The sequence below is a fragment of the Mesorhizobium sp. M0563 genome (genome assembly GCF_040321065.1).
Taxonomy (GTDB): domain Bacteria; phylum Pseudomonadota; class Alphaproteobacteria; order Rhizobiales; family Rhizobiaceae; genus Mesorhizobium.
In genome coordinates this window covers 278,194-304,385 of record NZ_JAMYQV010000002.1, presented here as the reverse complement: position 1 = coordinate 304,385, position 26,192 = coordinate 278,194, and the positions used below count along the sequence as shown (strand labels likewise).

The 26,192-nt window shown below is 63.3% G+C and carries 28 protein-coding genes and 1 pseudogene; 17 read left to right on the top strand and 12 right to left on the bottom strand.

All coding sequences use genetic code 11. The features are described from left to right. The first annotated feature begins 25 nt into the window (after positions 1-25). From NKI50_RS04105 to NKI50_RS04070, 8 genes are all read left to right on the top strand, one after another. Positions 26-520: a DUF2938 domain-containing protein gene (locus tag NKI50_RS04105; RefSeq protein WP_023719195.1), complete on the top strand. Its 495-nt coding sequence runs from the start codon at positions 26-28 to the stop codon at positions 518-520. A 254-nt stretch (positions 521-774) separates the two neighbouring features. After that, positions 775-1,419, top strand: coding sequence for a 50S ribosomal protein L25/general stress protein Ctc (locus tag NKI50_RS04100; protein ID WP_023719196.1), 645 nt, complete (start codon positions 775-777; stop codon positions 1,417-1,419). Positions 1,420-1,442: 23 nt separating this feature from the next. Further along, complete coding sequence (pth, locus tag NKI50_RS04095; protein WP_352715484.1) at positions 1,443-2,168, top strand: aminoacyl-tRNA hydrolase; 726 nt, start codon at positions 1,443-1,445, stop codon at positions 2,166-2,168. 3 nt (positions 2,169-2,171) lie between these two features. Continuing rightward, complete coding sequence (locus NKI50_RS04090; RefSeq protein ID WP_023719198.1) at positions 2,172-2,735, top strand: hypothetical protein; 564 nt, start codon at positions 2,172-2,174, stop codon at positions 2,733-2,735. Between the two features lie 77 nt (positions 2,736-2,812). Beyond that, positions 2,813-3,916: a redox-regulated ATPase YchF gene (ychF, locus tag NKI50_RS04085; RefSeq protein ID WP_023719199.1), complete on the top strand. Its 1,104-nt coding sequence runs from the start codon at positions 2,813-2,815 to the stop codon at positions 3,914-3,916. A 214-nt stretch (positions 3,917-4,130) separates the two neighbouring features. Further along, a complete protein-coding gene (gene corA / locus NKI50_RS04080) occupies positions 4,131-5,105 on the top strand; it encodes a magnesium/cobalt transporter CorA (protein ID WP_023719200.1) in 975 nt (324 codons plus the stop codon). 135 nt (positions 5,106-5,240) lie between these two features. Beyond that, positions 5,241-5,702: a MaoC family dehydratase gene (locus NKI50_RS04075; protein WP_352482086.1), complete on the top strand. Its 462-nt coding sequence runs from the start codon at positions 5,241-5,243 to the stop codon at positions 5,700-5,702. Next, entirely contained in the window at positions 5,699-6,169 is a 471-nt protein-coding gene (locus NKI50_RS04070) for a MaoC family dehydratase (protein WP_023719202.1), read from the top strand. The genes NKI50_RS04075 and NKI50_RS04070 overlap by 4 nt, the downstream gene beginning before the upstream one ends. A gap of 43 nt (positions 6,170-6,212) precedes the next feature. Here NKI50_RS04070 and NKI50_RS04065 read toward each other — a convergent pair whose 3' ends face one another. The 4 genes from NKI50_RS04065 to petA all read right to left on the bottom strand — a co-directional run bounded on the left by NKI50_RS04065 (position 6,213) and on the right by petA (position 9,813). Next, positions 6,213-6,758 (bottom strand): adenine phosphoribosyltransferase, encoded by a 546-nt coding sequence (locus tag NKI50_RS04065; protein ID WP_023719203.1) that lies wholly within the window; start codon positions 6,756-6,758, stop codon positions 6,213-6,215. 214 nt (positions 6,759-6,972) lie between these two features. Next, the gene (locus NKI50_RS04060; RefSeq protein WP_023719204.1) at positions 6,973-7,845 is read right to left on the bottom strand and encodes a cytochrome c1; all 873 of its coding nucleotides are present in this window, start codon (positions 7,843-7,845) and stop codon (positions 6,973-6,975) included. Between the two features lie 89 nt (positions 7,846-7,934). After that, the gene (locus NKI50_RS04055) at positions 7,935-9,236 is read right to left on the bottom strand and encodes a cytochrome b (RefSeq protein ID WP_352715480.1); all 1,302 of its coding nucleotides are present in this window, start codon (positions 9,234-9,236) and stop codon (positions 7,935-7,937) included. A gap of 16 nt (positions 9,237-9,252) precedes the next feature. Further along, a complete protein-coding gene (petA, locus tag NKI50_RS04050) occupies positions 9,253-9,813 on the bottom strand; it encodes a ubiquinol-cytochrome c reductase iron-sulfur subunit (RefSeq protein ID WP_023719206.1) in 561 nt (186 codons plus the stop codon). Positions 9,814-10,093: 280 nt separating this feature from the next. Here petA and NKI50_RS04045 point away from each other — a divergent pair. Then, positions 10,094-10,438 (top strand): annotated as a pseudogene (locus NKI50_RS04045) (cupin domain-containing protein). A gap of 27 nt (positions 10,439-10,465) precedes the next feature. Here the strand turns inward: NKI50_RS04045 and NKI50_RS04040 are convergent. The 4 genes from NKI50_RS04040 to NKI50_RS04025 are packed head-to-tail and all read right to left on the bottom strand — an operon-like array spanning position 10,466 to position 15,142. Further along, positions 10,466-10,780, bottom strand: coding sequence for a DUF6665 family protein (locus tag NKI50_RS04040; protein WP_023719208.1), 315 nt, complete (start codon positions 10,778-10,780; stop codon positions 10,466-10,468). 23 nt (positions 10,781-10,803) lie between these two features. Then, on the bottom strand, positions 10,804-12,687 hold the full coding sequence (locus NKI50_RS04035; RefSeq protein WP_352715477.1) for an ABC transporter ATP-binding protein: 1,884 nt from the start codon (positions 12,685-12,687) through the stop codon (positions 10,804-10,806). Then, a complete protein-coding gene (locus tag NKI50_RS04030; RefSeq protein WP_352482081.1) occupies positions 12,684-14,573 on the bottom strand; it encodes an ABC transporter ATP-binding protein in 1,890 nt (629 codons plus the stop codon). The genes NKI50_RS04035 and NKI50_RS04030 overlap by 4 nt, the downstream gene beginning before the upstream one ends. 26 nt (positions 14,574-14,599) lie before the next feature. Beyond that, positions 14,600-15,142 carry a hypothetical protein gene (locus NKI50_RS04025; RefSeq protein ID WP_352482080.1) on the bottom strand — a complete coding sequence of 181 codons (543 nt, stop codon included), beginning with the start codon at positions 15,140-15,142 and terminating at the stop codon, positions 14,600-14,602. A gap of 283 nt (positions 15,143-15,425) precedes the next feature. Here NKI50_RS04025 and NKI50_RS04020 point away from each other — a divergent pair, with 283 nt between their 5' ends. Next, positions 15,426-15,884 carry a tRNA (cytidine(34)-2'-O)-methyltransferase gene (locus NKI50_RS04020; protein WP_023719212.1) on the top strand — a complete coding sequence of 153 codons (459 nt, stop codon included), beginning with the start codon at positions 15,426-15,428 and terminating at the stop codon, positions 15,882-15,884. A gap of 170 nt (positions 15,885-16,054) precedes the next feature. Next, the gene (soxR, locus tag NKI50_RS04015; RefSeq protein WP_023719213.1) at positions 16,055-16,501 is read left to right on the top strand and encodes a redox-sensitive transcriptional activator SoxR; all 447 of its coding nucleotides are present in this window, start codon (positions 16,055-16,057) and stop codon (positions 16,499-16,501) included. Here soxR and NKI50_RS04010 read toward each other — a convergent pair. Further along, on the bottom strand, positions 16,498-16,755 hold the full coding sequence (locus NKI50_RS04010; RefSeq protein ID WP_023679487.1) for a hypothetical protein: 258 nt from the start codon (positions 16,753-16,755) through the stop codon (positions 16,498-16,500). The genes soxR and NKI50_RS04010 overlap by 4 nt on opposite strands. Before the next feature lie 103 nt (positions 16,756-16,858). On the opposite strand from NKI50_RS04010, the gene hemF reads away from it, so the two are divergent. The 3 genes from hemF to NKI50_RS03995 all read left to right on the top strand — a co-directional run bounded on the left by hemF (position 16,859) and on the right by NKI50_RS03995 (position 18,764). After that, on the top strand, positions 16,859-17,773 hold the full coding sequence (gene hemF / locus NKI50_RS04005; RefSeq protein ID WP_352640771.1) for an oxygen-dependent coproporphyrinogen oxidase: 915 nt from the start codon (positions 16,859-16,861) through the stop codon (positions 17,771-17,773). A 258-nt stretch (positions 17,774-18,031) separates the two neighbouring features. Beyond that, a complete protein-coding gene (locus NKI50_RS04000; RefSeq protein ID WP_023679489.1) occupies positions 18,032-18,292 on the top strand; it encodes a DUF1344 domain-containing protein in 261 nt (86 codons plus the stop codon). Between the two features lie 286 nt (positions 18,293-18,578). Next, the gene (locus NKI50_RS03995; RefSeq protein WP_023679490.1) at positions 18,579-18,764 is read left to right on the top strand and encodes a DUF1059 domain-containing protein; all 186 of its coding nucleotides are present in this window, start codon (positions 18,579-18,581) and stop codon (positions 18,762-18,764) included. A 3-nt stretch (positions 18,765-18,767) separates the two neighbouring features. Here NKI50_RS03995 and NKI50_RS03990 read toward each other — a convergent pair whose 3' ends face one another. Genes NKI50_RS03990 through NKI50_RS03980 form a run of 3 tightly spaced genes read right to left on the bottom strand, consistent with a single transcriptional unit; the run spans position 18,768 to position 21,308 of the window. Then, the gene (locus NKI50_RS03990) at positions 18,768-20,036 is read right to left on the bottom strand and encodes a CCA tRNA nucleotidyltransferase (protein WP_352482077.1); all 1,269 of its coding nucleotides are present in this window, start codon (positions 20,034-20,036) and stop codon (positions 18,768-18,770) included. Beyond that, on the bottom strand, positions 20,033-20,665 hold the full coding sequence (locus tag NKI50_RS03985; RefSeq protein WP_023719217.1) for a CoA pyrophosphatase: 633 nt from the start codon (positions 20,663-20,665) through the stop codon (positions 20,033-20,035). The genes NKI50_RS03990 and NKI50_RS03985 overlap by 4 nt, the downstream gene beginning before the upstream one ends. A 13-nt stretch (positions 20,666-20,678) precedes the next feature. Next, positions 20,679-21,308 (bottom strand): DUF1285 domain-containing protein, encoded by a 630-nt coding sequence (locus NKI50_RS03980; protein WP_023719218.1) that lies wholly within the window; start codon positions 21,306-21,308, stop codon positions 20,679-20,681. 145 nt (positions 21,309-21,453) lie between these two features. On the opposite strand from NKI50_RS03980, the gene NKI50_RS03975 reads away from it, so the two are divergent. Genes NKI50_RS03975 through NKI50_RS03965 form a run of 3 tightly spaced genes read left to right on the top strand, consistent with a single transcriptional unit; the run spans position 21,454 to position 26,191 of the window. Further along, positions 21,454-22,458, top strand: coding sequence for an AAA family ATPase (locus tag NKI50_RS03975; RefSeq protein WP_352715473.1), 1,005 nt, complete (start codon positions 21,454-21,456; stop codon positions 22,456-22,458). Continuing rightward, positions 22,458-23,372, top strand: a complete 915-nt coding sequence (locus NKI50_RS03970) for a DUF58 domain-containing protein (protein WP_352546818.1) — start codon at positions 22,458-22,460, stop codon at positions 23,370-23,372. The genes NKI50_RS03975 and NKI50_RS03970 overlap by 1 nt, the downstream gene beginning before the upstream one ends. Next, positions 23,369-26,191 carry a DUF4159 domain-containing protein gene (locus tag NKI50_RS03965; RefSeq protein ID WP_023719221.1) on the top strand — a complete coding sequence of 941 codons (2,823 nt, stop codon included), beginning with the start codon at positions 23,369-23,371 and terminating at the stop codon, positions 26,189-26,191. The genes NKI50_RS03970 and NKI50_RS03965 overlap by 4 nt, the downstream gene beginning before the upstream one ends. Position 26,192: the final 1 nt, after the last annotated feature.

Sequence of the window (26,192 nt, the reverse complement as noted above, 5' to 3'; positions counted from 1 at the left end):
TGACGGGTGAAACAGGAGAGCAAAAATGTTGGAGTTCGTTGTCCGTGCGGCCGTCATTGGTATCGGCGCGACAGCCCTGATGGACCTTTGGGGATGGTTTCTGAAGCGAATGCTCGCGATTCCATCGCTTGATTACGCCTGGGTCGGCCGCTGGATCGGACACTTTCCGCGTGGCCGTTTCGCGCACGCGAATATCGCGCAAGCTGCTCGCGTTCGCGGCGAAACCGCCATTGGATGGAGCGCACATTACGCGACCGGCATCGTATTTGCCGCGGCGCTGATTGGAGTGTGGAGCCTCGACTGGGCACGGCACCCGACAGTGCTTCCGGCCCTGTTGGTCGGCGTCTGCACCATCGTCGCCCCGTTCTTCGTGATGCAACCGGCTTTTGGGATCGGCATCGCGGCTTCGAAAGTTCCCAATCCGCGCACTGCGCGCCTGCGCAGCCTTATGACCCATCTGTCCTTTGGCGTCGGACTGTACATTGCAGCATTGCTTTCGGCACTGCCGTTTCCGGCCTGACATTGATGGGACACGGTCCGTCCCTGGGCACCTTCCGCCCCGCTTGCACCTCGCGCCGCCTTCCGCTATAGAGCCGCCACCCGCGTAGACACCCTTGGAGGCAACGCGGCGGAAGGCCGCCTTCCCGCATGATCCCGAAAAGTGGATTCCGGTTTTCGGACCAGGTCATGCGTTAGCTATGTCGGCTTTCGACGTTTACGGCCCCGGCACGTTGCCGGCCGCGAACGCTCCAGAACAACGCGAAAGGAAATGCCATGAGCCACGATACTTACGAGCTCAAGGCCGAAGCGCGCGAACAGGTCGGTAAGGGGTCCGCCCGTGCAGTTCGCCGCAACGGTAAAGTGCCTGCAGTGATTTACGGCGACAAGCAGCCTCCCCTGGCGATTGCGCTGACCTATAAGGACATCTACTACAAGATCCATGGCGGCGGGTTTCTGACCACGGTCGCCACGATCGATGTCGACGGGAACAAGATCCAGGTTCTGCCCAAGGACTTCCAGCTCGACCCGGTCAAGGATTTCCCGGTCCATGTCGATTTCCTGCGCATCGGCAAGGACACCGAAGTCAATGTCGACGTGCCCGTGCACTTCATCAATGAAGACAAGTCGCCCGGCATCAAGCGCGGCGGCGTGCTCAACATCGTGCGCCACGAGGTCGAATTCCACTGCCCGGCCAATGCGATCCCGGATTTCATCACCATCGATCTCACCGGCACCGATATTGGCGATTCGATCCACATTTCGGCCGTCACCTTGCCGGCCGGCGTCAAGCCGGTGATCTCCGACCGTGACTTCACCATCGCGACCATTGCCGGCTCCTCGGCGATGAAGCCGGAGGCCGTAGAAGAGACGACTGAAGCGGCTGCGCCCGAAGCGGCTCCTGCCGCCGAAGAGAAGTAACCCCTTCCCGCCCGGAGGCGACGATGCTTGTCTTTGCAGGCCTCGGCAATCCGGGCGCGAAATACGCCAACAACCGGCACAATGTCGGCTTCATGGCGGCGGACGCGATCGCCCGCCGCCATTCCTTTTCGCCCTGGTCGAAGAAATTCCAGGGGCTGATCGCCGAAGGCACGCTTGCCGGCGACAAGGTGATCCTGATCAAGCCGCAGACCTTCATGAACCTGTCCGGCCAATCGGTCGGCGAAGCCTTGCGCTTCTATAAGCTCGGCCCTTCGGCGCTGACTGTCTTTTATGACGAGATCGACCTTGCCGCCGGCAAGGTGCGGGTCAAGGTCGGTGGCGGCTCCGGCGGCCACAACGGTATCCGCTCGCTCGACCAGCACGTCGGCAAGGATTTTCGCCGTGTGCGCATCGGCGTCGGCCACCCCGGCGTCAAGGAAATGGTGCATGGCCATGTGCTCGGCGATTTCGCCAAGGCCGACCGCGAATGGCTGGACGTGCTGCTCGACGCAATCGCCGATGGTGCCGGATTGCTTGCCAAGGGCGACGACAATTCGTTCATGAATCGCGTGACGCTGGCGCTGCGCGACAAGCTCACGCCGACGGACGACGACGACCGCCCGCCACCCAACGCGCCAAAGGCACAAAGCCACGTCCGTCAGGCACGGCCGCAGCAACCGGCGGCCAAGCTGCCCAAAACCGGCCCGATGGCGGCGATGCTGAAGAAGCTTTTTGGCGGCAAGGACTGAGCCATGAATATGGATGACGTCCAGCAATTGGTTCGCCGCGTGAGGCAGAAGTATGTTGATTATTTCGTCGCCGCTGCCGGCGAACTTGCTCGCAACGGCCAAGGATCGCATGCGACCGAGGTCAAGTTTTCGAACGTCGATTCCTTCTATCGAAATCTCATCGCGGTTGATTTCGTCGGCAATGACGGACAGCCAAATCCGCAGTTCATCAATAGCGATACCTATGTGAAATTCTCTCCGGATATTCACGCCGGGATCGGTGGAATGGATGTCCTCATCTCACCGTTCAAGTGGGACGAGGTTCATTTCAAATTCCCCGTAAATGAGCTTGACGGCGATCTCTTCGACGAATGGTTTCGCGGCTGGTTCGATATCGATGGCGAGCGTGAAACATCGGAGACCTTAGGAAGCATCATTCACAGTGCGCAATTGCTCGAGGGGCAACTGACGATCGATTTCGGAACCGCGGATGTCGACGCGTTCTGGCATCTTCTGCAAATACTGAGCAGGTCCGGCGTTCACGCGTTGGCGATAGGCACCGATGACATCGCGCAGCGTCTGAATTGAATTGCGCCTTGACGATCGTCGGCGCTTTCGCCCATAGCCCTGATCAAATTTCGATTTCCCGATAGGACCAGACAAAAATGGGTTTCAAATGCGGCATCGTTGGCTTGCCCAATGTCGGCAAGTCGACGCTCTTCAATGCGTTGACCAGGACGGCGGCGGCACAGGCCGCCAATTATCCGTTCTGCACCATCGAGCCGAACACCGGCGAGGTGGCGGTGCCCGACCCGCGCCTGCAGAAGATCGCCGCGATCGGCAAGTCGAAGGAGATCATCCCGACGCGCATCTCCTTCGTCGACATTGCCGGCCTGGTGCGCGGCGCCTCGAAGGGTGAAGGGCTGGGCAACCAGTTCCTCGCCAACATCCGCGAGGTCGACGCCATCGTCCATGTGCTGCGCTGTTTCGAGGATGACGACATCACCCATGTCGAGGGCCGCATCGATCCTGTCGCCGATGCCGAGACCGTCGAAACCGAATTGATGCTTGCCGACCTCGACAGCCTCGAGCGCCGCATCGTGCAGATCCGCAAGCGTGCCGCCGGCAAGGACAAGGAGGCAGCGACCGTACTTCCCATGATGGAAGCGGCGCTTGAACTACTGCAGGCCGGCAAGCCCGCCCGCATCCTGCTCAACGGCATCTCGGCTGAGGATCTGCGCATCCTGCAGGGACTGAACCTTTTGACGTCGCACCCGGTGCTTTACGTGTGCAACGTCGCCGAAGCCGATGCCGCCATCGGCAACGCCCATACCAGGGCGGTCGAGCAGATGGCGGCCGCGCAAGGTGCCCGCACCGTTGTGATTTCGGCGGCGATCGAGGCCGAGGTCGCCCAGCTCTCGGACGAAGAGGAAATGGAATTCCTGGCAACGCTCGGCCTGGACGAACCCGGCTTGAACAAGGTCATCCGCGCCGGCTACGAGCTGCTGCAGCTCATCACCTACTTTACCGTCGGGCCGAAGGAGACACGCGCCTGGACCGTGAACAAGGGCGCCAGGGCGCCGCAGGCGGCAGGCGTTATCCACACCGATTTCGAGCGCGGCTTCATCCGCGCCCAGACCATCGCCTATGACGACTTCGTCAGGCTGGGCGGCGAAGTGGCGGCTAAGGAGGCCGGCAAGGCGCGCGACGAAGGCAAGGAGTATGTCGTCCAGGACGGCGACATCATGCTGTTCAAGTTCAACACCTGACCAGGCGAGGGAGCCCAGCGGCCACCATTGCCGCCGCTCGATGCCAAACTTCAAAGCAGGGGTCGCAGTGCCTCTTGCGCTGCTTGACGGGCCGTCGTGCGGGGTCTAAGGGGCCTTTGCACCGGCCTCGCGCCTCACCTGCCCGTGTCCGTGCGATCTGACTGACGCGCCCCTCCAACGAACGCTCTTTGGCAACAGCAAGGGAGACCCGGCGATGATCAAGGCCTTCGTCGTCGACAATGATCGCCTGCGCCTGGTCGACGATCTCCTGCAGAACAGCGACACTGTGGTCTGGGTCGACCTCTTCAACCCGACAAAGGAAGAAGAGACGACAATTGAGACCTGGCTCGGCATCGCCGTTCCGACCCGCGAAGAGATGGAAGAGATCGAGATCTCGAGCCGTCTCTACGTCGAGGACGGCGCCTACTTCATGACCGCCATTCTGCCTGCGCAGACCGAGGTGGACGATCCGTTGATGTCGCCGGTTACCTTCGTGCTCGCCGGCAGCAGGCTGATCACCGTGCGGTACCACGAACCGAAGGCGTTTAAGACCTTTCCGCAGCGCGCCGAGAAGGTGGCGACCGGTTGCACCAGCGGCGACACCATCCTGATCGGACTACTGGAGGCGATCGTCGACCGCCTCGCCGACATTCTGGAGCGCGCCGGCCGCGACGTCGAGGCGATCTCGCGCGACATCTTCGAGGCACGCTCGACCAAGGTTTCCAAGCGCAACCGCGACTTCCAGGAGCTGTTGAAAGGCATTGGCCGCAAGGAGGATCTCGCCTCCTCGGTCCGCGACAGCCTGATCTCGCTGCAGCGCCTTGCCGGCTTCCTCGCCCATGCCTCCACGCAGACCAGGATGAGCAAGGATACCCGCGCCCGCATCAAGACCTTGTCGCGCGATGTGCTGTCGCTCGCCGACCACGCCACGTTCCTGTCGCAGAAGATCAGCTTCCTGCTCGACGCGACGCTCGGCATGATCTCGATCGAGCAGAACGCCATCATCAAGATCTTCTCCGTCGCCGCTGTCATCTTCCTGCCGCCGACGCTTGTCGCTTCAATCTACGGCATGAATTTCGACATCATCCCCGAGCTCAAATGGCACTTTGGTTATCCCTTCGCCATCGGCATGATGGTGCTTTCGGCAATCCTGCCCTTCTGGTATTTCCGCCGCCGCGGCTGGCTGTAGGGTCATCAATACCTCCGCTGCGGCTTGGGCGCCGCAGGCTGGCGCACTAGAAATTGCTTGACCAAATGCCGCGCTGCCTGCATCCGGGACCCCGACCCGCAGCGATCGTACAATCCTGAACAGGATTTCCAGACCATGACCGCAAAGACCTGGGCTTATGAGGATTTTGTCGAGGGCGCTTCGCTCGACCTCGGCACCAAGCTGGTAAGCGCCGCCGAAATCATAGAATTCGCCGGCGAGTTCGATGCCCAGGCGATGCATCTCGACGAGGCTGCGGGTAAGGCCAGCATCCTCGGCGGGCTGGCGGCTTCGGGTTGGCACACCTGCGCCATGTTCATGCGCATGCTGTGCGATGCCTTCCTGCTCGACTCGACCTCCCAGGGCGCGCCAGGCGTCGACCAGGTCAAATGGAAACGGCCGGTCCTGGCCGGCGACCTGTTGAGCGGCAGCACCACCGTCCTTGCCAAGCGCCTGTCTAGATCGAAGCCCCGGCTTGGCCTGGTGACCATGCGCAGCGAGTTGTTCAACCAGCGCGGCGAAGGTGTTTTCGAGCTCGAAAACACCGTCATGTTCCTCACCCGCGAGGGCAGTGCGTGAGCCTCGACGAATTCTTCTGCATCGGTATCACCGTCACACTCGGTTCGCATCGATTCGAACCGGAGGCGATCAAGGCGTTCGCCCGCAAATACGATCCGCAAGTTTTCCACATCGATGAAGAGGCGGCGAGGAACAGCATATTCGGCGGGCTCTGCGCCTCGGGCTGGCACACCGCCGCCACCTGGATGAAATTGAACCTCCAGGCTGGCATAGAGGCAGAGGTCGCCCGCTGGCCCGGCCCCGGGCCGGTGCCGGAATTCGGCCCCTCGCCCGGCTTCAAGAACCTCAAATGGCCCAAACCTGTCTATGCCGGGGAAACCGTGACTTTCACCCGCACGGCGCTGGCCCACCGCCCCATTGCCTCGCGACCGGGCTGGCGGCTGCTGACGCTCCGCTCAGAGGCCTTCGATTCGACGGGCGACAAGGTGATCGAATTCGAAAGTGCCGTGCTGGTGAAGGTGGGGTGAGCGGAATTCTTCCCTTCTGCCACGGGGGAGAAGGAAGAAACGCTCAATGCCCCTCAAACCCGATCAGCGTCCTCACCGGCACGCCGAGCCCCTCTAACCTCTCGCGGCCGCCAAGGTCCGGCAGGTCGATGACGAAGCAGGCGGCGAGAATGTCGGCGCCGATCTGCCGCAATAGCTTGACGGCCGCCTCCGCCGTGCCGCCGGTGGCGATCAAATCGTCGACGAGGATTACCTTCTCGCCCGGAGAAACACCGTCCTTGTGCATCTCCATCTCGTCCAGCCCGTATTCCAGGCTGTAGGCGACGCGCACCGTCTCGTAAGGCAACTTGCCCTTCTTGCGGATCGGCACGAAGCCGGCTGAGAGCTGGTGGGCGATGGCGCCGCCGAGGATGAAGCCGCGCGCCTCGATGCCGGCGATCTTGTCGATCTTCAGGCCGGCATAGGGATGCACCAGTTCGTCGATCGCGCGGCGGAAGGCCCGCGCATTGCCGAGCAGCGTGGTGATGTCGCGAAACAGGATGCCCGGCTTGGGATAATCCGGAATGGTGCGGATCGCGGCAAGCAGCGTCTCTTCGAGCGAGGACTTCATCAAGCGGCTCTCCGGGCCATTCAGATTCGGCTAAAGACGTGAAAGGAATTGGCCAATCGTAACCCGGTGCAGCCAAGTCCGGCTACCGCCATGTGACGCCTGACGGAAAATTGTCCGGCAAAGGGCCTTGTTCAGCGCCGGCTGCGATGAATCGACATGCCTGCAATGAAAAGGGCGCCTTTCGACGCCCTCGCATTCTCTTATATCGCAGGGCTCAGTGCGCCACGCCGGCCCACACCTTGCGCTTGGTCAGGTAGACCAGTGCGCCGAACAGCAGCAGGAAGACCAGTACGCGAAAGCCGGTCTTCTTGCGGTCCTCGAGGTGCGGTTCTGCCGCCCACATCAGGAAGGCCGACACGTCGCGAGAATACTGGTCGACCGTCTGCGGCGCCCCGTCATCATAGGTAACCTGGCCGTCGGAGAGCGGCTTCGGCATCTTCAGCGACACGCCGGACAGGAAGTACGGATTGTAGTGCGTGCCTTCTGGTATGACCATGCCCGCCGGCGGCTGTTGGTCGTAGCCGGTCAGCAGCGAGTGGATGTAGTCGGGGCCGCCCTGGGCATATTGCGTAAAGATGTCGAACACGAAGCGCGGGAAGCCGCGCTCGACGCCGCGCGCCTTGGCCAGCAGCGACATGTCGGGCGGTGCTGCACCGCCATTGGCCGCCGCCGCCGCTTCCTCGTTGGGGAACGGCGGCGGAAAATGGTCGGACGGCTTGCCGGGACGATCGAACATGTCGCCGGCATCGTTCGGGCCGTCATGGATCGTATATTCGGCCGCCAGCGTCTTGATCTGCGCATCCGAATAGCCAAGGCCTTCCAGCGTACGGAACGCCACCAAATTCATCGAATGGCAGGCCGAGCAGACTTCCTTGTAGACCTTGAGCCCGCGCTGCAGCTGGGCCTTGTCGTAGGTGCCGAATGGCCCGGCGAAGCTCCAGTCCATTTCCTTCGGTTCGTCAATCGGGAAATGCGTCGGCGCCGCCTCATTGTGCGCCTCTTCCTGGGCGCTCGCTCCAGTGCCTGTGGCCCCAATGCCCGCGGCCACAAGGCCAAGCAGCGCCAACGAGGCGAGAATCTTCTTCATGCCATATCCCCTTGAGATTCTCTGACGCGCGGTCATCGTCCCGAGCATGATCTTGTCCGAAAACCGGTTTCCACTTTCCGGGATCATGCTCAGCCTTTGGTTTCCGGCGCGGCCGTGGCGCCGGCAGGATGTCCACCGCCACCCTTGTTCTTCTCGAGCACCGCCTCGGTGATCGAATTCGGCAGCCGCCGCGGCGTCTCGATCAGCCCAAGCACCGGCAGCGCTACCAGGAAGAAGGCGAAGTAGAACAGCGTCGCCATCTGCGCCATGAACACATAGCTGCCCTCGGCCGGCTGCGAGCCCAGCCAGCCGAGCAGGATGGCGTCGGCCGTGAACAGCCAGAAGAACAGCTTGTACCAGGGCCGGTAGACAGCCGAGCGCACCTTCGAGGTGTCGAGCCACGGCACCAGGAACAGCATTACAATCGCGCCGAACATGCAGAGCACGCCGCCGAGTTTGGAGTTGATGGGCCCGATATTGAAGGTGATGGCGCGCAGGATCGCGTAGAACGGCAGGAAGTACCATTCCGGCACGATGTGGGCCGGCGTCTTCAGCGGGTTGGCCACGGTGTAATTGTCCGGATGGCCGAGATAGTTCGGCAGGTAGAACACGAAATAGGCGAAGACGAACAGGAACACGATCATGCCGAACCCGTCCTTGATGGTCGCGTAAGGCGTGAAGGCGAGCGTGTCGGTCTTCGATTTGACCTCGATGCCGGTCGGATTGTTCTGGCCGACGACGTGAAGCGCCCAGATGTGCAGCACGACGACGCCGGCGATCATGAACGGCAGCAGGTAATGCAGCGCAAAGAAGCGGTTCAACGTCGGATTGTCGACCGCGAAGCCGCCGAGGAGAAGCTGCTGGATCCAGTCGCCAACCAGCGGTATGGCGGTGAAGAAGCCGGTGATGACGGTGGCGCCCCAGAAGCTCATCTGGCCCCAAGGCAGCACATAGCCCATGAACCCGGTCGCCATCATCAGCAGGTAGATGATGCAGCCGAGGATCCACAGCAGCTCGCGCGGCGCCTTGTAGGAGCCGTAGTAGAGGCCACGGAAGATATGGATGTAGACGGCGACGAAGAAGAACGACGCGCCGTTCGAATGCAGGTAGCGCAGCAGCCAGCCCGAATTCACGTCGCGCATGATCTTCTCGACCGAATCGAAGGCGAGAGTGCTGTCGGCCGCGTAGTGCATGGCCAGCACGATACCCGTCAGGATCTGCGCCGCCAGCATGAGCGCGAGGATGCCGCCGAAGGTCCAGGCATAATTCAAATTGCGCGGCACCGGATAGGCGATGAAGCTGTCATAGACCAGCCGCGGCAGGGGCATGCGCGAATCGAACCAGCGTCCGATGCCGGTCTTGGGCGTATAGGTCGAGTGTCCCTCGCTCATCGAAATATCCCTTGCCTCAGCCGATACGGATCTTGGTGTCGGAAATAAACTGGAACACCGGTACCGCCATGTTCTCGGGTGCCGGCCCCTTCCGGATGCGGCCGGCGGTGTCGTATACGGAACCGTGGCACGGGCAGAACCAGCCGCCGAAATCGCCTTCCTGGCCGAGCGGGATGCAGCCGAGATGGGTGCAGACCTGGACCATCACCATCCACGCTTCCTTGCCCGGCGTGGTGCGGTTGGCGTCGGTCGCCGGCGCGTCGGCCGGCAAATTGGCATTGCGGGCAATTGGATCCTTGAGCTCGGCGAGATTGACCGCCTCGCCGTCCTTCATCTCTTGCTCAGTGCGGTTGCGCACGACCACCGGCTTGCCCCGCCACTTCACAACGAGCGACATTCCTGGCGTCAGCGAAGAGACGTCGACCTCAACCGAGGCAAGGGCCAGCGTCGAGGCATCCGGACGCATCTGATCGATGAACGGCCAAGCGACGGCGCCCGCGCCGACCACCGCGGCCATGCCGGTGGCGACGTAGAGAAAATCACGACGGTTGGGATCCTGGGTGTCGGTTGCGCTCACGGGTGCCTGATCCTTTCGCCTCTTCCATGCCGGCGGCCGAGCCTTGTTCCCGCTCAATCGCGCCGGCCCGACAGCGCATGGCGAACAGGCTAGCGAATTCCTCCGGCATTTGGGACTTGGGTTTATGCGTGAAGCCTGTTTTTGTCCAGACGGGTGAAGGCACAAGGGCAGATTGTCGCGGGGACGGAATTTGCCCGATGGAATGATTGGAAAATCGCAGGAAAACCAAACGACTGCGTTCGCCTCGACAGCGGGCGCTGGCGCGGTTTATCCTCGCCCTATGGCGCATGTTATAGACCGCGACAAATGGGCCGAAGCGCCCGACCACTGGCAGGGCGAGTTGCAGTGCGGCGCCTACGGCTCCAACAGCTGCCTGATCTTCAACTACCTGCCTGAGATCGGCGGCGGCCCCAGGCTGCACAGCCATCCCTATTGCGAGATTTTTATCATCCGGACTGGGGCCGGCCTGTTCACCGTCGGCGACCGGCAGATCGAGGCCACATCCGGCTAGATCCTGATCGTACCGCCGGACACGCCACACAAATTCACCAATCTCGGGCCAGGCCCGCTGGAAACCACCGACATACACGAGAACGGCAGCTTCATCACCGAGTGGCTGGAATAACGCCTCCCAAACCGATTCCGGTTCGGATCATACGCTGGCGCCGAGCCTGGCCAGCACGGCCTTGGGAATATTGTATTCCCGGATCACCGCGTCGTGCTTGCGCAGGCCGCAGAGTTCGCGCTGGATGAAATAGCCGTGCACCGCTTCGGCTGCGTCCTTGAGCAGCTGGGCTCGATCGTCGCTGTCGCCATTCTCGCGCAGCCTCGTCAGTGTTTCCTCGACGCGCCGGCCGGCGCGGCCGAGCGCTGCCGCCTTTTCGCCGAGGATTTCGTGGCCAAGCAGATCCAACGCGCTCTCCTGCGCGCCGGACCGTCCGAAATTCGATGGCATTCTCACCGCCATGGCTCACTCCGGTTTATGGAAAACTACTCCGCCGGCCGGGTCTCGGCCAACGCGCTCTCTTCGTTGAACAGGAAGCCGCCGGACTGCCGTTTCCACAGCCGTGCATAGAGCCCGTCGAGCGCAACCAGTTCGTCATGCGTGCCTTGTTCGACGATGCGGCCCTCGTCGAGCACCACCAGCCGGTCGAGTGCCGCGATGGTCGACAGCCGGTGCGCGATGGCGATGACTGTCTTGCCTTCCATCAGCCTTGCCAGATTCTCCTGGATTGCCGCCTCGATGTCGGAATCGAGCGCCGAGGTCGCCTCATCGAGCACCAGGATCGGTGCGTCCTTGAGGAAGACGCGGGCGATCGCCACGCGCTGGCGCTGGCCGCCCGAGAGCTTGACGCCGCGCTCGCCGACAAAGGCTTCATAGCCAGTACGATCGCGACTGTCGCGCAGGCCGAGGATGAACTCCTGCGCCTCGGCCTTCTCCGCTGCCGCGATCACCTCGGCGTCGGTTGCTTCCGACATGCCGAGCTTGATGTTGTCGCGCAAGGAACGGTGGAAAAGTGCCGTATCCTGGCTGACGACGCCGATATTAGCGCGCAGCGAATTCTGCGTGACCCTGGAGACGTCCTGCCCGTCAATGGTGATCTTGCCGCTCTCGAGGTCGTAGAGGCGCAGGATCAGGTTGACCAGCGTCGTCTTGCCTGCGCCGGACGGCCCGACCAGTCCGACCTTTTCACCCGGCCGCACCACGAGGTCGATGCCGTTGAGCACGCCGGACCCCTTGCCGTAATGGAACTCGACGTTTCTGACGTCGATGCGCCCACCGCCAACGAGAAGCTCTTTCGCGTCGGGCGCATCGGTCAGGCCGAGCGGCTTCGAGATCAGCGCCTTCGAGTTTTCCAGCACGCCGAGGTTCCGCAAAATACTGTTGAGCTGCATCATCAGCCGGCCGAGCAGCATGTTCAGCCGCAGCACCAAGGACAGCGTGAAGGCGACGGCGCCGACGGTGATCGAGCCTTCGACCCAGAGATAGACGGCAAAGCAGGCGATCGCCGTGATCATGATCCCCGACAGCATGGTCAGCGCCATGCGCACGCCGGTCAGCCGGCGGGTGAACGGGCGCAGCGCGTCGAGATAGATGTCGAAGCCGTTCCTGATATAGCGGTCGTCGCCATCGGGCGAGAACAGCTTCAGCGTCTGCACGTTCGAATAGGAATCGACGATGCGGCCGGCGATCATCGAGCCGGCTTCGGCGGTGGCCTCGGCATGCTTGCGGATCGCCGGCAAATAGCGTCTGGCCAGCAGGCCGAAGGCTGAGATCCAGATCACCACCAGCACCGCCAGCCTGAGATCGAGCCCGGCGACCAGCGCCAGCGTCGTCACCGTATAGACGACCATGAACCAGACGACCTCGATGAAGCTTTCCATCAGATCGCCGGTCGCCTGCCCCGCCTGCCAGACCTTGGTCGCGATACGTCCGGCAAAATCGTTCTGGAAGAAGGCGTAGGACTGGCGCGACACATGGCGATGCGCCTGCCAGCGCACCAGATTATAGAAACCAGGCGTGATCGTCTGCTCGTCGACCAGCGCCGACAGGCCGACGACGATGGTGCGGATGACCAGCACCACGGCGATCATGAAGACAAGTTCGGGGCCGGCGGCAGTCCACAAGGCATGCCAGCTACGTTCGCCAGGAAGCTGGTCGAGGATGTCGACCAGCCGCCCGACGAAGTAGAACAGTCCGGCCTCGACCAACGGCGCGATGCCGCCGATCACCAGCATGGCGAAGAAAGCGATCTTCGCCTGCCCGACATAGTGCCAGAGGAAACCCCTGACGCCGGCAGGTGGCCGAAGGTCCGCGGGCTCCCGGAACGGATAGACCCAGTTCTCGAACCAGCGGTAGATGGCAGTCATCATTCGGCGGCTTCACCCTTGGCGAGTGCATCGTTGGCGGCTGCATCGTTGGCAGAGGGGCCGTCGTCGAGCAGGAAGCCGCCCGACTGGCGCTGCCAGAGCTGGGCGTAGAGCCCGCCGCTGGCAACGAGTTCCTCATGCGAACCTTCTTCGATGACGCGGCCCTTGTCCATGACGACGAGCCGGTCCATGGCGGCGATCGTCGACAGCCGGTGCGCGATGGCGATGACGGTCTTGCCTTGCATCAGTTTGTAGAGGTTCTCCTGGATGGCCGCCTCGGCCTCGGAATCGAGCGCGGACGTCGCCTCGTCGAGAATGAGGATCGGCGCGTCCTTCAGCATAACGCGGGCAATGGCAATGCGTTGCCGCTGGCCGCCGGACAATTTGACGCCGCGATCGCCGACATGCGCGTCGAAATTCTTGCGGCCACCGGCGTCCGAAAGCCCTGATATGAAATCAAGCGCTTCGGCGCGGCGTGCCGCCTCGACCAGCATCTCGTCACTGGCGTCCGGCCGGCCATAGAGGATGTTCTCGCGCACCGAACGATGCAGCAGCGAGGTGTCCTGCGTGACCATGCCGATCTGGGCGCGCAGCGAGTCCTGCGTCACCGCCGCGATGTCCTGGCCGTCGATCAGGATCTTGCCGCTTTCAAGGTCGTAGAAGCGCAACAGAAGATTGACCAGCGTCGACTTGCCGGCACCCGAACGGCCGACGATGCCGACCTTCTCGCCCGGCTTCACCGTCAGCGACAGGCTTTCGATCACGCCCTTCTGCTTGCCGTAGTGGAAGCGGATGTCCTCAAAACGGATCTCGCCCTTGGTCACGGCAATATCCTTGGCCCCAGGCCTGTCTTCGACGAGGCGGGGCAGCGAGATCGAGCTGATGCCGTCTTGCACCGTGCCGATATTCTCGAACAGCGTGGACATCTCCCACATGATCCATTGCGACATGCCCCACAGCCGAAGCACGAGGCCGATGACTAGGGCGACGGCGCCGATCGTTACGGCCTGGCCGAGCCACAGCCACAGCGAGATCGCCGTGACCGAAAACAACAGCAGCGAATTCAGGATGTAGAGCAGGCCGTAGAGCTGCGTCACCAGCCGCATCGACCGATAGACGGTATCGAGAAAGCCGGCCATGCCTTCCCGGGCGAAGGACGCTTCGCGCCGCGCATGCGAGAACAGCTTGACCGTCTGGATGTTGGAGTAGCTGTCGACGACACGGCCGGTCATGGTCGAGCGCGCATTGGCCTGCTCCTCACCGACCTTGCCCAGCCGCGGGATAAAATAGCGCAAGAGCAGGACATAGCCGGCAAGCCAGACGGCAAGCGGCGCCGCCAGCCGCCAGTCTGCCGAGCCGACGATGAACAGCATGCCGAGAAAATAGACGACGATATAATTGAGCACGTCGATGAGCTTGATGACGCATTCGCGCACCGCGAGCGCAGTCTGCATCAGCTTGGTCGCGATGCGTCCGGCGAACTCGTCCTGATAGAAGCTCATCGACTGCTTGAGCAGATAGCGATGCACCTGCCAGCGGATACGCATCGGATAGTTGCCCATCAGCGTCTGCTGGTTGAGGAGCGAATGGAACCAGACCGTCGCCGGCAGCGCGAAAACCACGATGAAGGCCATGCCGGCCAGCTTCAAGCCTTCGGTCTGCAGGAACGTCTCGCGATTCTGCGCCGACAGCCAGTCGACGATCCGGCCCATGAAGCCGAACATCCACACCTCAGCCAGCGCGATGGCCGTCACCAGCACCGCATCGAGAGCGATGTAGGGCCAGGCGCCGCGCGTATAATGCACGCAGAAGGCGATCAGCGTCCTCGGCGGCTCGACCGGTTCCGCAGCCGGAAACGGATCGAGCCTTTTTTCAAACCAGCTAAACATAGTGATGCTCACAATATTGTTTCCGCTCACGCGGCACGGGAACGGACGACGTGCCCAGACCGCATGGCGTCAAGGACCGGCGATACGGAATCGTCCGCCTCGCCGGTCCTGCTTCGCGCTATATAGGTTGTCGCGGGCCTTTCGCCGACAGTTTCGTTTGACGATGCTGACGACGTTTTGACGATCCGGATTTTCGCGCCGGTTTTTGCACCAGGCCGGATGAGCCTGATGATCCGGCGCACCAGCGACGGCCGGCTATAGTCCGGAACGGCATGCGAGAAATCGACGTCCGGCAGCATGCCGCGATGCGGACGCTGGCGGGTCTCGGCGTGAACCGCCGACGAGTAGGTCTCGCCGATTAAAAGCGCCCAAGTCGCGGTTTTGCGCTCGTGCAGGCTTCTTGAGCCGGGTATTCTACAGGGATCGAACATCGGTCCGTCCTCCAGTTGAAGATGCAGATAGAAGGGTGAACCAACCCGGACCGTGGGCACGCGCCGCGCGGCAAGGGTGATATCGGTCGAAGCACGTTCAGGTGGGGCGTTCAGCCCCTTCGACAGCTTGAAAAACATCGCCGGATTCCTTCGAAGGCCGAAAAAGGTTTCGGCGGGAATCGGTGCGATTGAAGTCTAGAAGTTCAGGAGAATCGTCGTACCGAAACCGCCGTCGGGCTGGTAAGCCCACGAGAGGGGTGGTGGATGTGCATGGCCATCATGAATTACCCCTTCATCGGTTCGGGTTGACAATGCTGGCCGTATAACCGACTTCGCAGAAAATGACCACCCGCCAGTCCAGGAATTTCCAAAACCGCGAGAGCTCTGTGGCTGATCTGCCACTTATTAGAAAGACGCGGAAATGAACGACCGTCTCCGCATTGCGCTCTACCAGCCGGATATCGCCGGCAATACCGGGACTATCCTGCGCTTCGCCGCTTGCCTCGGCCTTGGGGTCGACATCATCGAACCGACCGGCTTCCCGCTCTCCGACCGGGCGCTGAAACGGGCCGGCATGGACTATCTCGAAATGGCGGCGCTGACCCGGCATGTCGACTGGCACGCCTTCGAGGACTGGCGTAAAGGCGAAGCGCGGCGGCTGGTGCTGCTGTCGACCAAAGCCGCGAGCGCCTATACGGATTTCGTCTTCACCGGCGCCGACGTTCTTCTGTTCGGCCGCGAATCCGCAGGCGTTCCGGATCATGTCCACGAGGCGGCGGATGCGCGACTGACCATCCCGATGCAGGGCACCGCGCGCAGCATCAACGTCGCGCTTTCCGTCGCCATGGTGGCTGGCGAGGCGATGCGGCAGCTTGGATAGGATTTGCAGACCGTCAGCGCGCGCGGCGAGTACGGCCGCTTTCTGGTCGACGACTGCGCCCTCGCTTGTCATTCTAACCCAGGCGCACATCGCCTTCTCCTGCGGTTTGCCTATCCAGAATTTCTTCGTTACAAGCTCAACTTAACTTGAGGTCAAGCGGAAAATCGGAGATGGCTGCGGCAACGGAATTAACAGTCGGCCAGGTGGCGATGCGCAGCGGCGTCGCGGTGTCGGCGCTGCATTTCTACGAAGCGCGCGGGCTGATCCGCAGCCACCGTACCGCCGGTAATCAGCGGCGCTACGGCCGCGACGTGCTGAGGCGTGTGGCGATCATAAAGGTGGCGCAGGAGGTCGGCATTTCGTTGGCCGAGATCGGCACAGCACTTCGATCACTGCCTGAAGGCCGAACGCCGACGCGCGAGGACTGGAATCTGCTGTCGACGGCTTGGCGCGACGAACTCGACCAGAAGATTGCCCAGCTCAAGAAGCTGCGCGACGGGCTGACGGACTGCATCGGCTGCGGCTGCATGTCGATTGACAAATGCCCGCTGCGGAACAAGGGCGATCGGCTGAGCACCCGGGGGCCGGGAGCGAGACGGCTGTTGATCGAGCGTTAATCCGCCGCCGGCAGCCGCCTGATGGTGAATTCGATGACGTCGCCCGGCCGCTCGAACCAGCTTTCGATCTCTGTCCAATAGGCCTGCTTGGGAAAACGCTCGAACCACTCTTTCGCCTTGAGGCGCGCGTCGGAGCGCGGCAGCACGAAGGTCTCGCGCAGGAAGCCGTCGCGCGGCATGCGCGCGTTCTCGGCGCGCGAACGGTCGAGCCTTTTCTTCAGGCCATCCAGCGGCGGTCTTGCCGGGGTGCGCACGAAAGAACTCCATTCAAACTTGACCCTTGCATCCAAGAGATTAGGGATCGCGGCCGGAAAAGACGAGTCATTTGTCGGGCGCGCCCGCAACCGGAGACAGCATTTGCAACGACCCGAGATACCGGCGGGGCTGCCAGCCGACATCGAACAGAAGAAGACGAAGGCACGGCTGTGGTTCGAGACGTCGCGCGAGCGCATCTGCGCCAGCTTCGAGCAGATCGAGCAGGACCTGCAGGGGCCGCAGGCCAGCTGGTCGCCCGGCCGCTTCGAAAAGACGCCGTGGCAACGCGATGCCGGCAACGGTGGCGGCGGTATCATGTCGATGATGCATGGCCGCGTCTTCGAAAAGGTCGGCGTCCACACCTCGACCGTTCATGGCGAATTCTCGCCCGAGTTCAGGAAGCAGATGCCGGGCGCCGACGACGACCCGTCCTTCTGGGCGAGCGGCATTTCGCTGATCGCCCATCCGTGGAACCCCAACGTGCCGGCCGTGCATATGAACACGCGCATGGTCGTCACATCGCGCCTGTGGTTCGGCGGCGGCGCCGACCTGACACCGGTGCTCGATCGCCGCCGCAGCCAGGACGACCCCGACACGATCGCCTTCCACAGGGCGATGCAATTTGCCTGCGAGAAGAACGCGGCGATCGCCGACTTCGCGAAATTCAAGGCCTGGTGCGACGAGTACTTTTACCTGCCGCACCGCGACGAGCCACGCGGCACCGGCGGTATCTTCTTCGACTGGCTGCATTCGGGCGAGGACAAAGGCGGCTGGGACGCCGATTTCAACTTCGTCCAGGATGTCGGGCGATCCTTTCTCGTCGTCTACGGGCATCTGGTGCGCGCCAACTTCAACGACAACTGGACCGATGGCGACCGTGACGAGCAGCTCATCCGCCGCGGCCGCTATGTCGAATTCAACTTGCTTCACGATCGCGGCACCATCTTCGGGCTGAAGACCGGCGGCAATGTCGCCTCGATCCTGTCCAGCCTGCCGCCAGAGGTGAAATGGCCGTAAAATCTCGGTGAGCGCGACGTGAGCCGCAATCGGGTCCAAATCCCGAGAATTTGACGGCGAATGTGGCGCAAGGCGCGCCAGAAAATATCTTTTTCGTCTAATATACTATTGAAAATATTGGGCTATTTGTCGCGTCGGGCCGGGAAACGCCGGCGGTTCTTACCCCCCGAGAGCTGCGACCCGACGTGACCGGACGGCCCATGATTAAGTGGGGTACCTCTCCCAAGCAGGTGCCCGCATTTTCCAGGAGAGCATGCCATGCGCAAGCTTATTATGACCGCAGCCGCTGCTGCCGTTCTCGCCTCTGGTACCGCCGCATTCGCCGCGGTCAAGCACACCACCGGCACGATCAAAAGCTTTGATGGAACGGCGATGAGCCTAGTTCTGGATAACGGAGCCACCTTTACGTTGCCCCAGACCTTCAAGGATCCTGGCCTGAAGGTCGGCGAAAAGGTCCGCGTCACGTGGGATATGAGCGGCAAGGACAAAATTGCCGAGGCAGTCAAGATCGTGAAGTGATGGCCTGCCCGCTGGAGCAAGACAACGTCTTGCCTCGGAGGTAGCGTAGAGGGCGGAGCAGCGATGCTCCGCCTTTTCGCAAACCCGTACACTAGAACGCCGCTTGTCGGCTTGGACGCGCGGCGCTCTAAGGCAACCAAAACCGTTCGATCGTGTTATGCTTAGCTGGCCAGCGTATAACCCGAATGCCGGAACCCGGTTTCGAGATCATGCGCGAGATCAAAGGTCTGGAGCTTCCGTGTCAGTGCGCTGCGCAGCGCTCCAAGGAGGAAATGAGGAGAAGCCGATGAAGGAATTCCATTGCGGGTCGCTCGTACCCGGCTGCGAGTGGCACACACGCGCCGAGGAGGAGGCAGAGGTCATGCGTCGTGCCGTCGAGCATCTGCGCGAGACGCATGGCGAGACGGTGATCCGCGAGACGATGATCGAGGCGATCCGCTCGCGCATCGAAAAGGTCCGTGACGCAGCGTGATGGTTAGGATTGGAGTGCCTCTGCGGCGCGCTTGAGCAGCGCGCCGCGATCAAGCGCAAAACCGGACTCGACCCATTCCTTTTCAAGATTCTTCAACGTTGCACCAAGCTTCGGCCCCGGTGAGGCGCCAAGTGTCGTCAGATCGGCGCCCTTGATCGGAAAAACAGGGCTTTGCCATTTTGCGGCGAAGGCAAGCAGGCGCGAGAAGCCGCCGGCTTCGAGCAGTGCGTCATTGTCTTCGACCGCGCGGGCTCGAGCGGAAGCGAGCGACAGCCGCAACCGATCGACAAAGCCTTGGCGGTCGCCAGAATAGAGCTTTTTCGCCAACTCTCCTTCGGTTGTTTTCGGATCGATGGCAGCTGTCATCGCCCAGTACCGCAGGCGGCTTGCCTCGCTCACGGAAAGCCTCAATCTCTCGGCAAGCGTTTTCATGCGCGCGGCATCCGGCGGCACGATGGCTTCCAGCCTGAGCAGCGGGTCCGGCGCCCAGGCCAGATCCTTCTCGGTCTTGGTCAGCCCGTGGATGGCATCAATGCCCCATTTCTCGCTTTCCGGCAAAACGCCGGTCAGAACGCCGGCCTGGCGCATCCACAGCAGCGCCCGCGACGGATCTGGCGCTGACAGCAATTTCTTCAACTCCCACCAGACGCGCTCGACCGAGAGCTGGTCGAGCCCCTGCTTCAGCCGGGCGCAAGCCTTCAACCCTTCGGCATCCGGCCTGCCGTCCCCATACCAGGCGAAAAAGCGGAAGAAACGCAGGATGCGCAGATAATCCTCGCGGATGCGCGCTTCCGGATCGCCGATGAAGCGCAGCCGCCGCGCTTCGATATCGGCGATACCGCCGACCAGATCGACGACAGTTCCGTCAGCTTCGGCGTAGAGTGCATTGATGGTGAAATCGCGCCGCTCCGCGTCGGCTTTCCAGTCGCGGCCGAACGACACTTTGGCGCGGCGGCCGTCGGTTTCGATATCGGCACGAAGCGTGGTGATTTCATAGGCCTTGCCGTGGGCGACCGCGGTGACGGTGCCATGCTCGATGCCGGTCGGCACCGTCTTGAAGCCTGCCGCCTCGGCGCGCCGGATGGTTTCCTCGGGCACTGTGGTGGTGGCGATGTCGATGTCGGCAACCGGCTGTCCGATAAGCGCATTGCGCACGGCACCGCCGGCGACACGCGCCTCCTCGCCACCGTCGGTCAGCGCGGCGAGGAGGCGCTGCAAGTGGCTTTCGTCGAGCCAGCCGGCCTTGCCCGCGATCGACACCGGATCGCTCACGAATAGAGCCTTTCATAAAGCGTTCGGATGATGCCCGCAGTAACGCCCCAGATGCGCTGGCCGCCATAGGGCATCTCGTAAAAGAACCATTCGAGGTCGTTCCACATGCGGCTGTCCCTGGTGTGGTTGGCGGGGTCCATCAGAAAGCCCAGCGGCACCTCGAAGACGGCATCGACTTCGTCGGAATTCAGCGTCAGGCTGAAACCGGGCCGCACAATCCCGAGCACCGGGGCGATGCGATAGCCGCTGCCGGAGACGTAGTCCGGCATGCGGCCGAGGATCTCGATATGATCCCCATCGAGACCGATCTCCTCGAACGTCTCGCGCAATGCCGCCGCTTCCGGGCTCACATCGGTTGGATCGATGGTTCCGCCGGGGAAAGCCACCTGCCCCGAATGGTTGCGCAGCTTTTCCGCCCGCCGGGTCAAAAGGACCGTGGCCTCGTGGCCATGGTCGACCACCGGGATCAGCACGGCGGCATCGCGCAGCGCCTTGGCCAGTTTCAGCCTGGGATGACCCGGATTGAAGCGGTGGTCGCCAAAATCGTCACCGGCATGCGCCTGCGGCTGCGCCACGACGCGCTGGCGAAACTCGGCGGCGGAAAATGGCACCGGCGTCACCTGATCCATCATAGGCGGTCCATCATGCGCTCAGCCGTTTCAGTTTCTCAGCCGGCATGATCGGATAGACCTCGCCTTTGGAACGGACGGCAAACATCGTCTTGCCGCCGATGTCGATCTCTTCGCCGTGCTCGACCAGCTCGTACATCACTGGCCGCGCCACCAGCGCTTCCAGCCGCCCGCGCACCAGCACATAGGGCTTCAGGCCACCTGTCTCGTCCTCGTCGACGAATCGCAGCGGATGCTCCGCCCCAGCCTCGACCACATCGCCGACATTGGTACGAAAGGTGATGATTTGCCCGTCGCCGGCGCCCGACACATCCATCTCGACGGCGATGAAGGGCGCGTCGGCGACGCGGATGCCGACCTTTTCCACCGGCGTCACCAGATAGGTCTTGCCGTCGTCGTCCTTGCGCAGCACCGAGGAGAAAAGCTGCACCAGCGGCATCCGGCCGATCGGCGTTCCCAGATAGAACCAGGTGCCGTCCTGCTTGATCTCCATGTCGAGATCGCCGCAAAATGCCGGATTCCAGCGTTCCACCGGCGCCGGCCCCTTGCCGGCGCGCGTCGCGCGCGAGACCAGCGCCTCTAGCCCACGCGCCTCGGTCGCGGCCGTCAGGCTCTCTTCACGATGCTCGGCGGCTTCTGTCATGGTCACGAAATAGTCACTGTTGTTCCGCTTGTCAGCCTAAGTCTGTGATTTAAGTTCTTTGCAGGCGCCATGCGAGGCCGAATCGCGGCATTCTGCGGCCCCCAAGGTGCCAAGCGGTATTTCCAACCAGAAGGATCGATGCTGCATGAGCGTTATGATCAAGGAAAGCCCGATCAGCGAAAAGGACATGGTGGCGCAGGCCGAGAAGGCGCTGGCTGACATTTCGAGGGTCCGCGACGGCGTCGGCCGGGTCATCTTCGGCCAGGAAAGCGTCGTCGAGCGCACGCTCGTCGCATTGCTGGCAGGCGGCCATGCACTGCTGGTCGGGGTGCCCGGCCTCGCCAAGACCAAGCTGGTCGAAACGCTGGGCATCGTGCTCGGCCTCGATTCGCGCCGCATCCAGTTCACGCCCGACCTGATGCCATCCGACATTCTCGGCTCAGAGGTGATGGAGCAGGATGAATTCGGCAAGCGTTCGTTCCGCTTCATTTCCGGACCGATCTTCGCGCAACTGCTGATGGCCGACGAGATCAACCGCGCCTCGCCGCGCACCCAGTCGGCGCTGCTGCAGTCGATGCAGGAATACCACGTCACCATTGCCGGCGTGCGCCATGACCTGCCGGCGCCGTTCCATGTTCTGGCGACGCAGAACCCGCTGGAGCAGGAGGGCACCTATCCGCTGCCCGAGGCTCAGCTCGACCGTTTCCTGATGCAGGTCGACATCCTTTACCCCGAGATCGAGGCGGAGCGCCGCATCCTGCTGGAAACCACCGGCATCGAGGATGCCAAGGCCGAAAACGTGCTGCAGCCGACGCGGCTGAAGGACATCCAGACGCTCATCCGCCGCATGCCGGTGCCTGAAAGCGTCGTCGAGGCGATCCTCAAGCTGGTGCGCTCGGCGCGTCCCGGCCAGGGCAACGCCGATACCGACAAGCACGTCGCCTGGGGCCCGGGCCCGCGCGCCAGTCAGGCGCTGACGCTGTGCGCCCGCGCCCGCGCCCTCTATGACGGCCGGCTGGCGCCGTCGGTCGACGATGTCCGCGCACTGGCCGAGCCGGTGCTGCAGCACCGCACGGCGCTGACCTTCGCCGCCCGCGCCGAGGGCACCACGGTACGCGACGTCGTGGCGAAGCTCGCGAAAGGGATTTGATGGCGCGCATCGGTGAAGCGCAGGCACCGACAGCGACGCGCGATGCGCTCGCCAGAGGCCGGTTGCGGGCTTCCCTGGTGCCGGACCTGCTGGTCGAGGCGCGCCGCATCGTCAACACGGTGATTGCCGGCTGGCATGGCCGTCGCAAGCGCGGCATCGGCGAGAATTTCTGGCAGTTCCGGCCCTATGTCGAAGGCGATTCCTCGCGCATCGACTGGCGCCGCTCGGCGCGCGACGACCACACCTATGTCCGCGACCGCGAATGGGAGGCCGCCCATACGGTGTGGCTGTGGGCCGACCCCTCGCCTTCCATGCTCTACAAATCGACCGGAGCCAGCGTTTCCAAGGAGTCGCGCGCTCTGGTGCTGGCGCTGGCCATGGCCGAGCTTTTGTCGCGCAGCGGCGAGCGCATTGCCTGGCCGGGCCTGACCGACCCGTTCACCGCCCGCAATGGCGCCGAGCGCATCGCGGCGCAACTGATGCACGCCGCCGACCTGCCGGCAAAGCCCGACCTGTCCGGCATCCGCCGCTTCTGCGACATCGTCATCGTCAGCGATTTCCTCGACCCGGTTGAGGACACCATAGCCTGGCTGGACGTGCTCGCCCGCCACGGCGTGCGCGCCCATCTGATCGAGGTCGCCGATCCGGCCGAGGAAAGCTTCCCCTATGCGGGGCGCACCGAATTCACCGATCCTGAGACCGGCGACAAGCTGACCGCCGGCCGCGCCGAAATGCTGGGCGAAGAATATCGCCTGCTTTATGCCGCCCGCCGCCAGGAACTGGCCGCGTGGTGCAAACGGCTTGGCTGGAGCTTTACCGTCAATCATACCGACCGCCTTGCCTCCGAGGCGCTGGTGCGCATCCACATGGCGATGACCGCCGAGGGCGCCTTTGCCGGGAGGGCTCGCGCATGAGTTGGCTGCCGCTCTCCTTCGGGGCGCCGATGGTGCTGTGGGGCCTGCTGGCGCTGCCGGTGATCTGGTGGCTTCTGCGGCTGACCCCGCCCAGGCCGCAAACCGAGGTGTTTCCGCCGCTCAGGATTCTCGCCCGCGTGCTGAGGCGCGAAGAAACGCCGCAGCAGAGCCCGTGGTGGCTGACGTTGCTCAGGCTGCTGATGGCCGCGCTTATCGTGGCAGCACTTGCCGAGCCCGTCTTCAACCCGCGCGAAAAGCTGCCGGCCGAGGGCGCTGCCCTGGCGCTGGTGATCGACAATGACTGGGCAAGTGCCGCCGACTGGGGTAAGCGCGTCGCCACCGCCGAGCGGCTGATCGCCGATGCCAATTCGAACGGTGTGCCGGTGCTCATCGCTTTCACCGCCGAGAAGCCGAATGCCGAGATCGGTCCCTTCGATGCCGCTGCCGCGCTCAACCGGCTGCGCGCGGCAAAGCCGCGCCCGATCCCGACCGACCGCCCCGCCGTCTATGCCCGCGTCGCATCAGCCCTGGAGTCGCTGCCGGGCACCAGCGTTGCCGTGCTCGCCGATGGCCTGGCGGCGCAAGGCGACGAAGCCGCCTTCAACACGCTGTTGTCGAAGAACGCAGCACGCGTCGTCTGGGCCGTCTCCGACCGACTGTCGCTGACCGGCCTGACCGGCGCCGATAACCAGGTCGACGGCTTCGCCCTGACCGCCATCCGCGCACCGGGCGATCCGGCACCTGCACAGGTGACGGCCGGCGCCTTCGACGACAAGGGCCGCCGCATCGCCGACGCGACGCTGACCTTTGCCCCGGGCATAACCACCGCCACCGCCACGATGGCGGTGCCGTTCGAACTCCGCAACGACTTCGCCTACATCGCGCTCGATGGCGAACGCCAGGCCGGTGCCGTCCGCGTGCTCGATGAGAGCTCGAAACGCCGCCGCGTCGGGCTGCTGTCGCAGGCCGAGGCCGACCAGGCGCAACCGCTGCTGTCGCCGCTCTACTACATCCGCCGCGCCCTGCAGCCCTTCGCCGATCTCGTCGAGCCGTCCAGCGTCGATCTCGCCGATGCCATCCCGCAACTGCTCGATCAGAAACCGGCGATGATCGTCATGGCCGATGTCGGCACCATTCCGGAACAGGCCCGGGAAAGGCTGGTCGACTGGGTCGACAAGGGCGGCACGCTGGTGCGTTTTGCCGGTTCGCGGCTCGCCGCTGCCGGCAATGACGACGACCTGCTGCCGGTCCGGCTCCGCACAGGCGAGCGCTCGCTGGGCGGCGCGCTGTCATGGACGGCGCCGCAGCCGGTCACCGAATTCCCGAAAACCGGCCCCTTCGCCGACCTCGCGCCGCCCACCGAGGTCACCGTCACCAGGCAGGTGCTGGCCGAACCGACGCCCGATATCGTCGAGCGCACCTGGGCCACCCTTGCCGACGGTACGCCGCTGGTGACCGGGATGAAGAAGGACAAGGGTACGCTCGTGCTGTTCCACGTCACCCCCGAGGCGACATGGTCCAACCTGCCGATCTCCGGCAGCTTCGTCGAGATGCTGCGGCGCATCGTGCAACTGTCGCGCAACCAGGGAGCGGCGGTCGCCAATGCCGAAGCCGCCGCCACGTCGCTGGCACCTTATCGCATGATCGCCGCCGACGGCACGCTGGTGCCGCCGACGCCGGACGCCAGGCCGCTGGTGCCCGGCGCCGGCCCGCTGCCGGTGACGCTGGAAAACCCGCCCGGCCTCTACGGCTCCGAGACGGGGGTATTCGCTCACAATCTGCTCGGTGGCGACAGCGCATTCACGCCGCTGGCCCGGCCTGAGATCACCGTGCCGGTCACCACCGTCCAGTATGCCTTCGACGAGCAGCGCAACCTCAAAGGTCCGCTTGTCACGGCCACCCTGGTGCTGATGGTGCTCGACACGCTTGCCGTATTCTGGATGGGCGGCCTGTTGTCGCGCCGCCCGCGCCGTCCCGGTGCTGCGGCGACGGCAGCCGTCCTGCTGATTGCGCTCGGCGCCTTGATTGGCCACGCGGACGTCGCGCGTGCCGACGACGCCAAACCGGGAGATACGGAGGCGATCGGGGACATTTCAAAGACCCGGATCGCCTATGTGCTGACCGGCGAGCCGGGTGTCGACTCGATCAGCCGCGCCGGGCTCGAAGGCCTGACCCGCTTTCTCATCGAAAAAACCGCGCTCGAACCCGGAGCACCGGCCGGCGTCGACATCTCGAAGGACGAACTGTCCTTCTACCCGCTGATCTACTGGCCGATCGATCCCGCCGCCCCGATGCCGAGCGAGGCCGCCATCGCCCGTATCGACGCCTATATGCAGCAGGGCGGAACGGTCTTGTTCGACACCCGCGACCAGTTCGCCAACGGCATTGGTGCGGATTCGACCAGCCCCGCAACGGAGCGGCTGCGCGACATCCTCGGCAACCTCAACGTGCCACCGCTGGAACCGGTGCCTTCGGACCACGTGCTGACCAAATCCTTCTACATCCTTCCAGAGTTTCCCGGCCGCTTTGCCGGCAGCCCGCTTTGGGTCGAGGCATCGCTCGAAGCCAGCAACACCGAGCACCGCCCGGTGCGCACCGGCGACGGCGTTTCCCCGATCATGATCACCGCCAATGATTTCGCCGGCGCCTGGGCGGTCGACGAGAATGGCGACCCGCTATTGCCGACCGTGCCGTCGGATCCGATGCAGCGCATCTATGCGCTGCGCGCCGGCGTCAACATCATGATGTACATGCTGACCGGCAACTACAAATCCGACCAGGTGCACGTCCCGGTGCTGCTCGAACGGCTGGGGCAATAGA

Coding starts and splice junctions, on each gene's coding strand:
- NKI50_RS04105 (WP_023719195.1), top strand. CDS start 26: ATGTTGGAGTTCGTTGTCCGTGCGGCCGTCATTGGTATCGGCGCGACA.
- NKI50_RS04100 (WP_023719196.1), top strand. CDS start 775: ATGAGCCACGATACTTACGAGCTCAAGGCCGAAGCGCGCGAACAGGTC.
- pth (WP_352715484.1), top strand. CDS start 1,443: ATGCTTGTCTTTGCAGGCCTCGGCAATCCGGGCGCGAAATACGCCAAC.
- NKI50_RS04090 (WP_023719198.1), top strand. CDS start 2,172: ATGAATATGGATGACGTCCAGCAATTGGTTCGCCGCGTGAGGCAGAAG.
- ychF (WP_023719199.1), top strand. CDS start 2,813: ATGGGTTTCAAATGCGGCATCGTTGGCTTGCCCAATGTCGGCAAGTCG.
- corA (WP_023719200.1), top strand. CDS start 4,131: ATGATCAAGGCCTTCGTCGTCGACAATGATCGCCTGCGCCTGGTCGAC.
- NKI50_RS04075 (WP_352482086.1), top strand. CDS start 5,241: ATGACCGCAAAGACCTGGGCTTATGAGGATTTTGTCGAGGGCGCTTCG.
- NKI50_RS04065 (WP_023719203.1), bottom strand. CDS start 6,758: ATGAAGTCCTCGCTCGAAGAGACGCTGCTTGCCGCGATCCGCACCATT.
- NKI50_RS04060 (WP_023719204.1), bottom strand. CDS start 7,845: ATGAAGAAGATTCTCGCCTCGTTGGCGCTGCTTGGCCTTGTGGCCGCG.
- NKI50_RS04055 (WP_352715480.1), bottom strand. CDS start 9,236: ATGAGCGAGGGACACTCGACCTATACGCCCAAGACCGGCATCGGACGC.
- NKI50_RS04040 (WP_023719208.1), bottom strand. CDS start 10,780: ATGGCGGTGAGAATGCCATCGAATTTCGGACGGTCCGGCGCGCAGGAG.
- NKI50_RS04035 (WP_352715477.1), bottom strand. CDS start 12,687: ATGATGACTGCCATCTACCGCTGGTTCGAGAACTGGGTCTATCCGTTC.
- NKI50_RS04030 (WP_352482081.1), bottom strand. CDS start 14,573: ATGTTTAGCTGGTTTGAAAAAAGGCTCGATCCGTTTCCGGCTGCGGAA.
- NKI50_RS04025 (WP_352482080.1), bottom strand. CDS start 15,142: ATGTTTTTCAAGCTGTCGAAGGGGCTGAACGCCCCACCTGAACGTGCT.
- NKI50_RS04020 (WP_023719212.1), top strand. CDS start 15,426: ATGAACGACCGTCTCCGCATTGCGCTCTACCAGCCGGATATCGCCGGC.
- soxR (WP_023719213.1), top strand. CDS start 16,055: ATGGCTGCGGCAACGGAATTAACAGTCGGCCAGGTGGCGATGCGCAGC.
- NKI50_RS04000 (WP_023679489.1), top strand. CDS start 18,032: ATGCGCAAGCTTATTATGACCGCAGCCGCTGCTGCCGTTCTCGCCTCT.
- NKI50_RS03995 (WP_023679490.1), top strand. CDS start 18,579: ATGAAGGAATTCCATTGCGGGTCGCTCGTACCCGGCTGCGAGTGGCAC.
- NKI50_RS03985 (WP_023719217.1), bottom strand. CDS start 20,665: ATGGATCAGGTGACGCCGGTGCCATTTTCCGCCGCCGAGTTTCGCCAG.
- NKI50_RS03980 (WP_023719218.1), bottom strand. CDS start 21,308: ATGACAGAAGCCGCCGAGCATCGTGAAGAGAGCCTGACGGCCGCGACC.
- NKI50_RS03975 (WP_352715473.1), top strand. CDS start 21,454: ATGAGCGTTATGATCAAGGAAAGCCCGATCAGCGAAAAGGACATGGTG.
- NKI50_RS03970 (WP_352546818.1), top strand. CDS start 22,458: ATGGCGCGCATCGGTGAAGCGCAGGCACCGACAGCGACGCGCGATGCG.
- NKI50_RS03965 (WP_023719221.1), top strand. CDS start 23,369: ATGAGTTGGCTGCCGCTCTCCTTCGGGGCGCCGATGGTGCTGTGGGGC.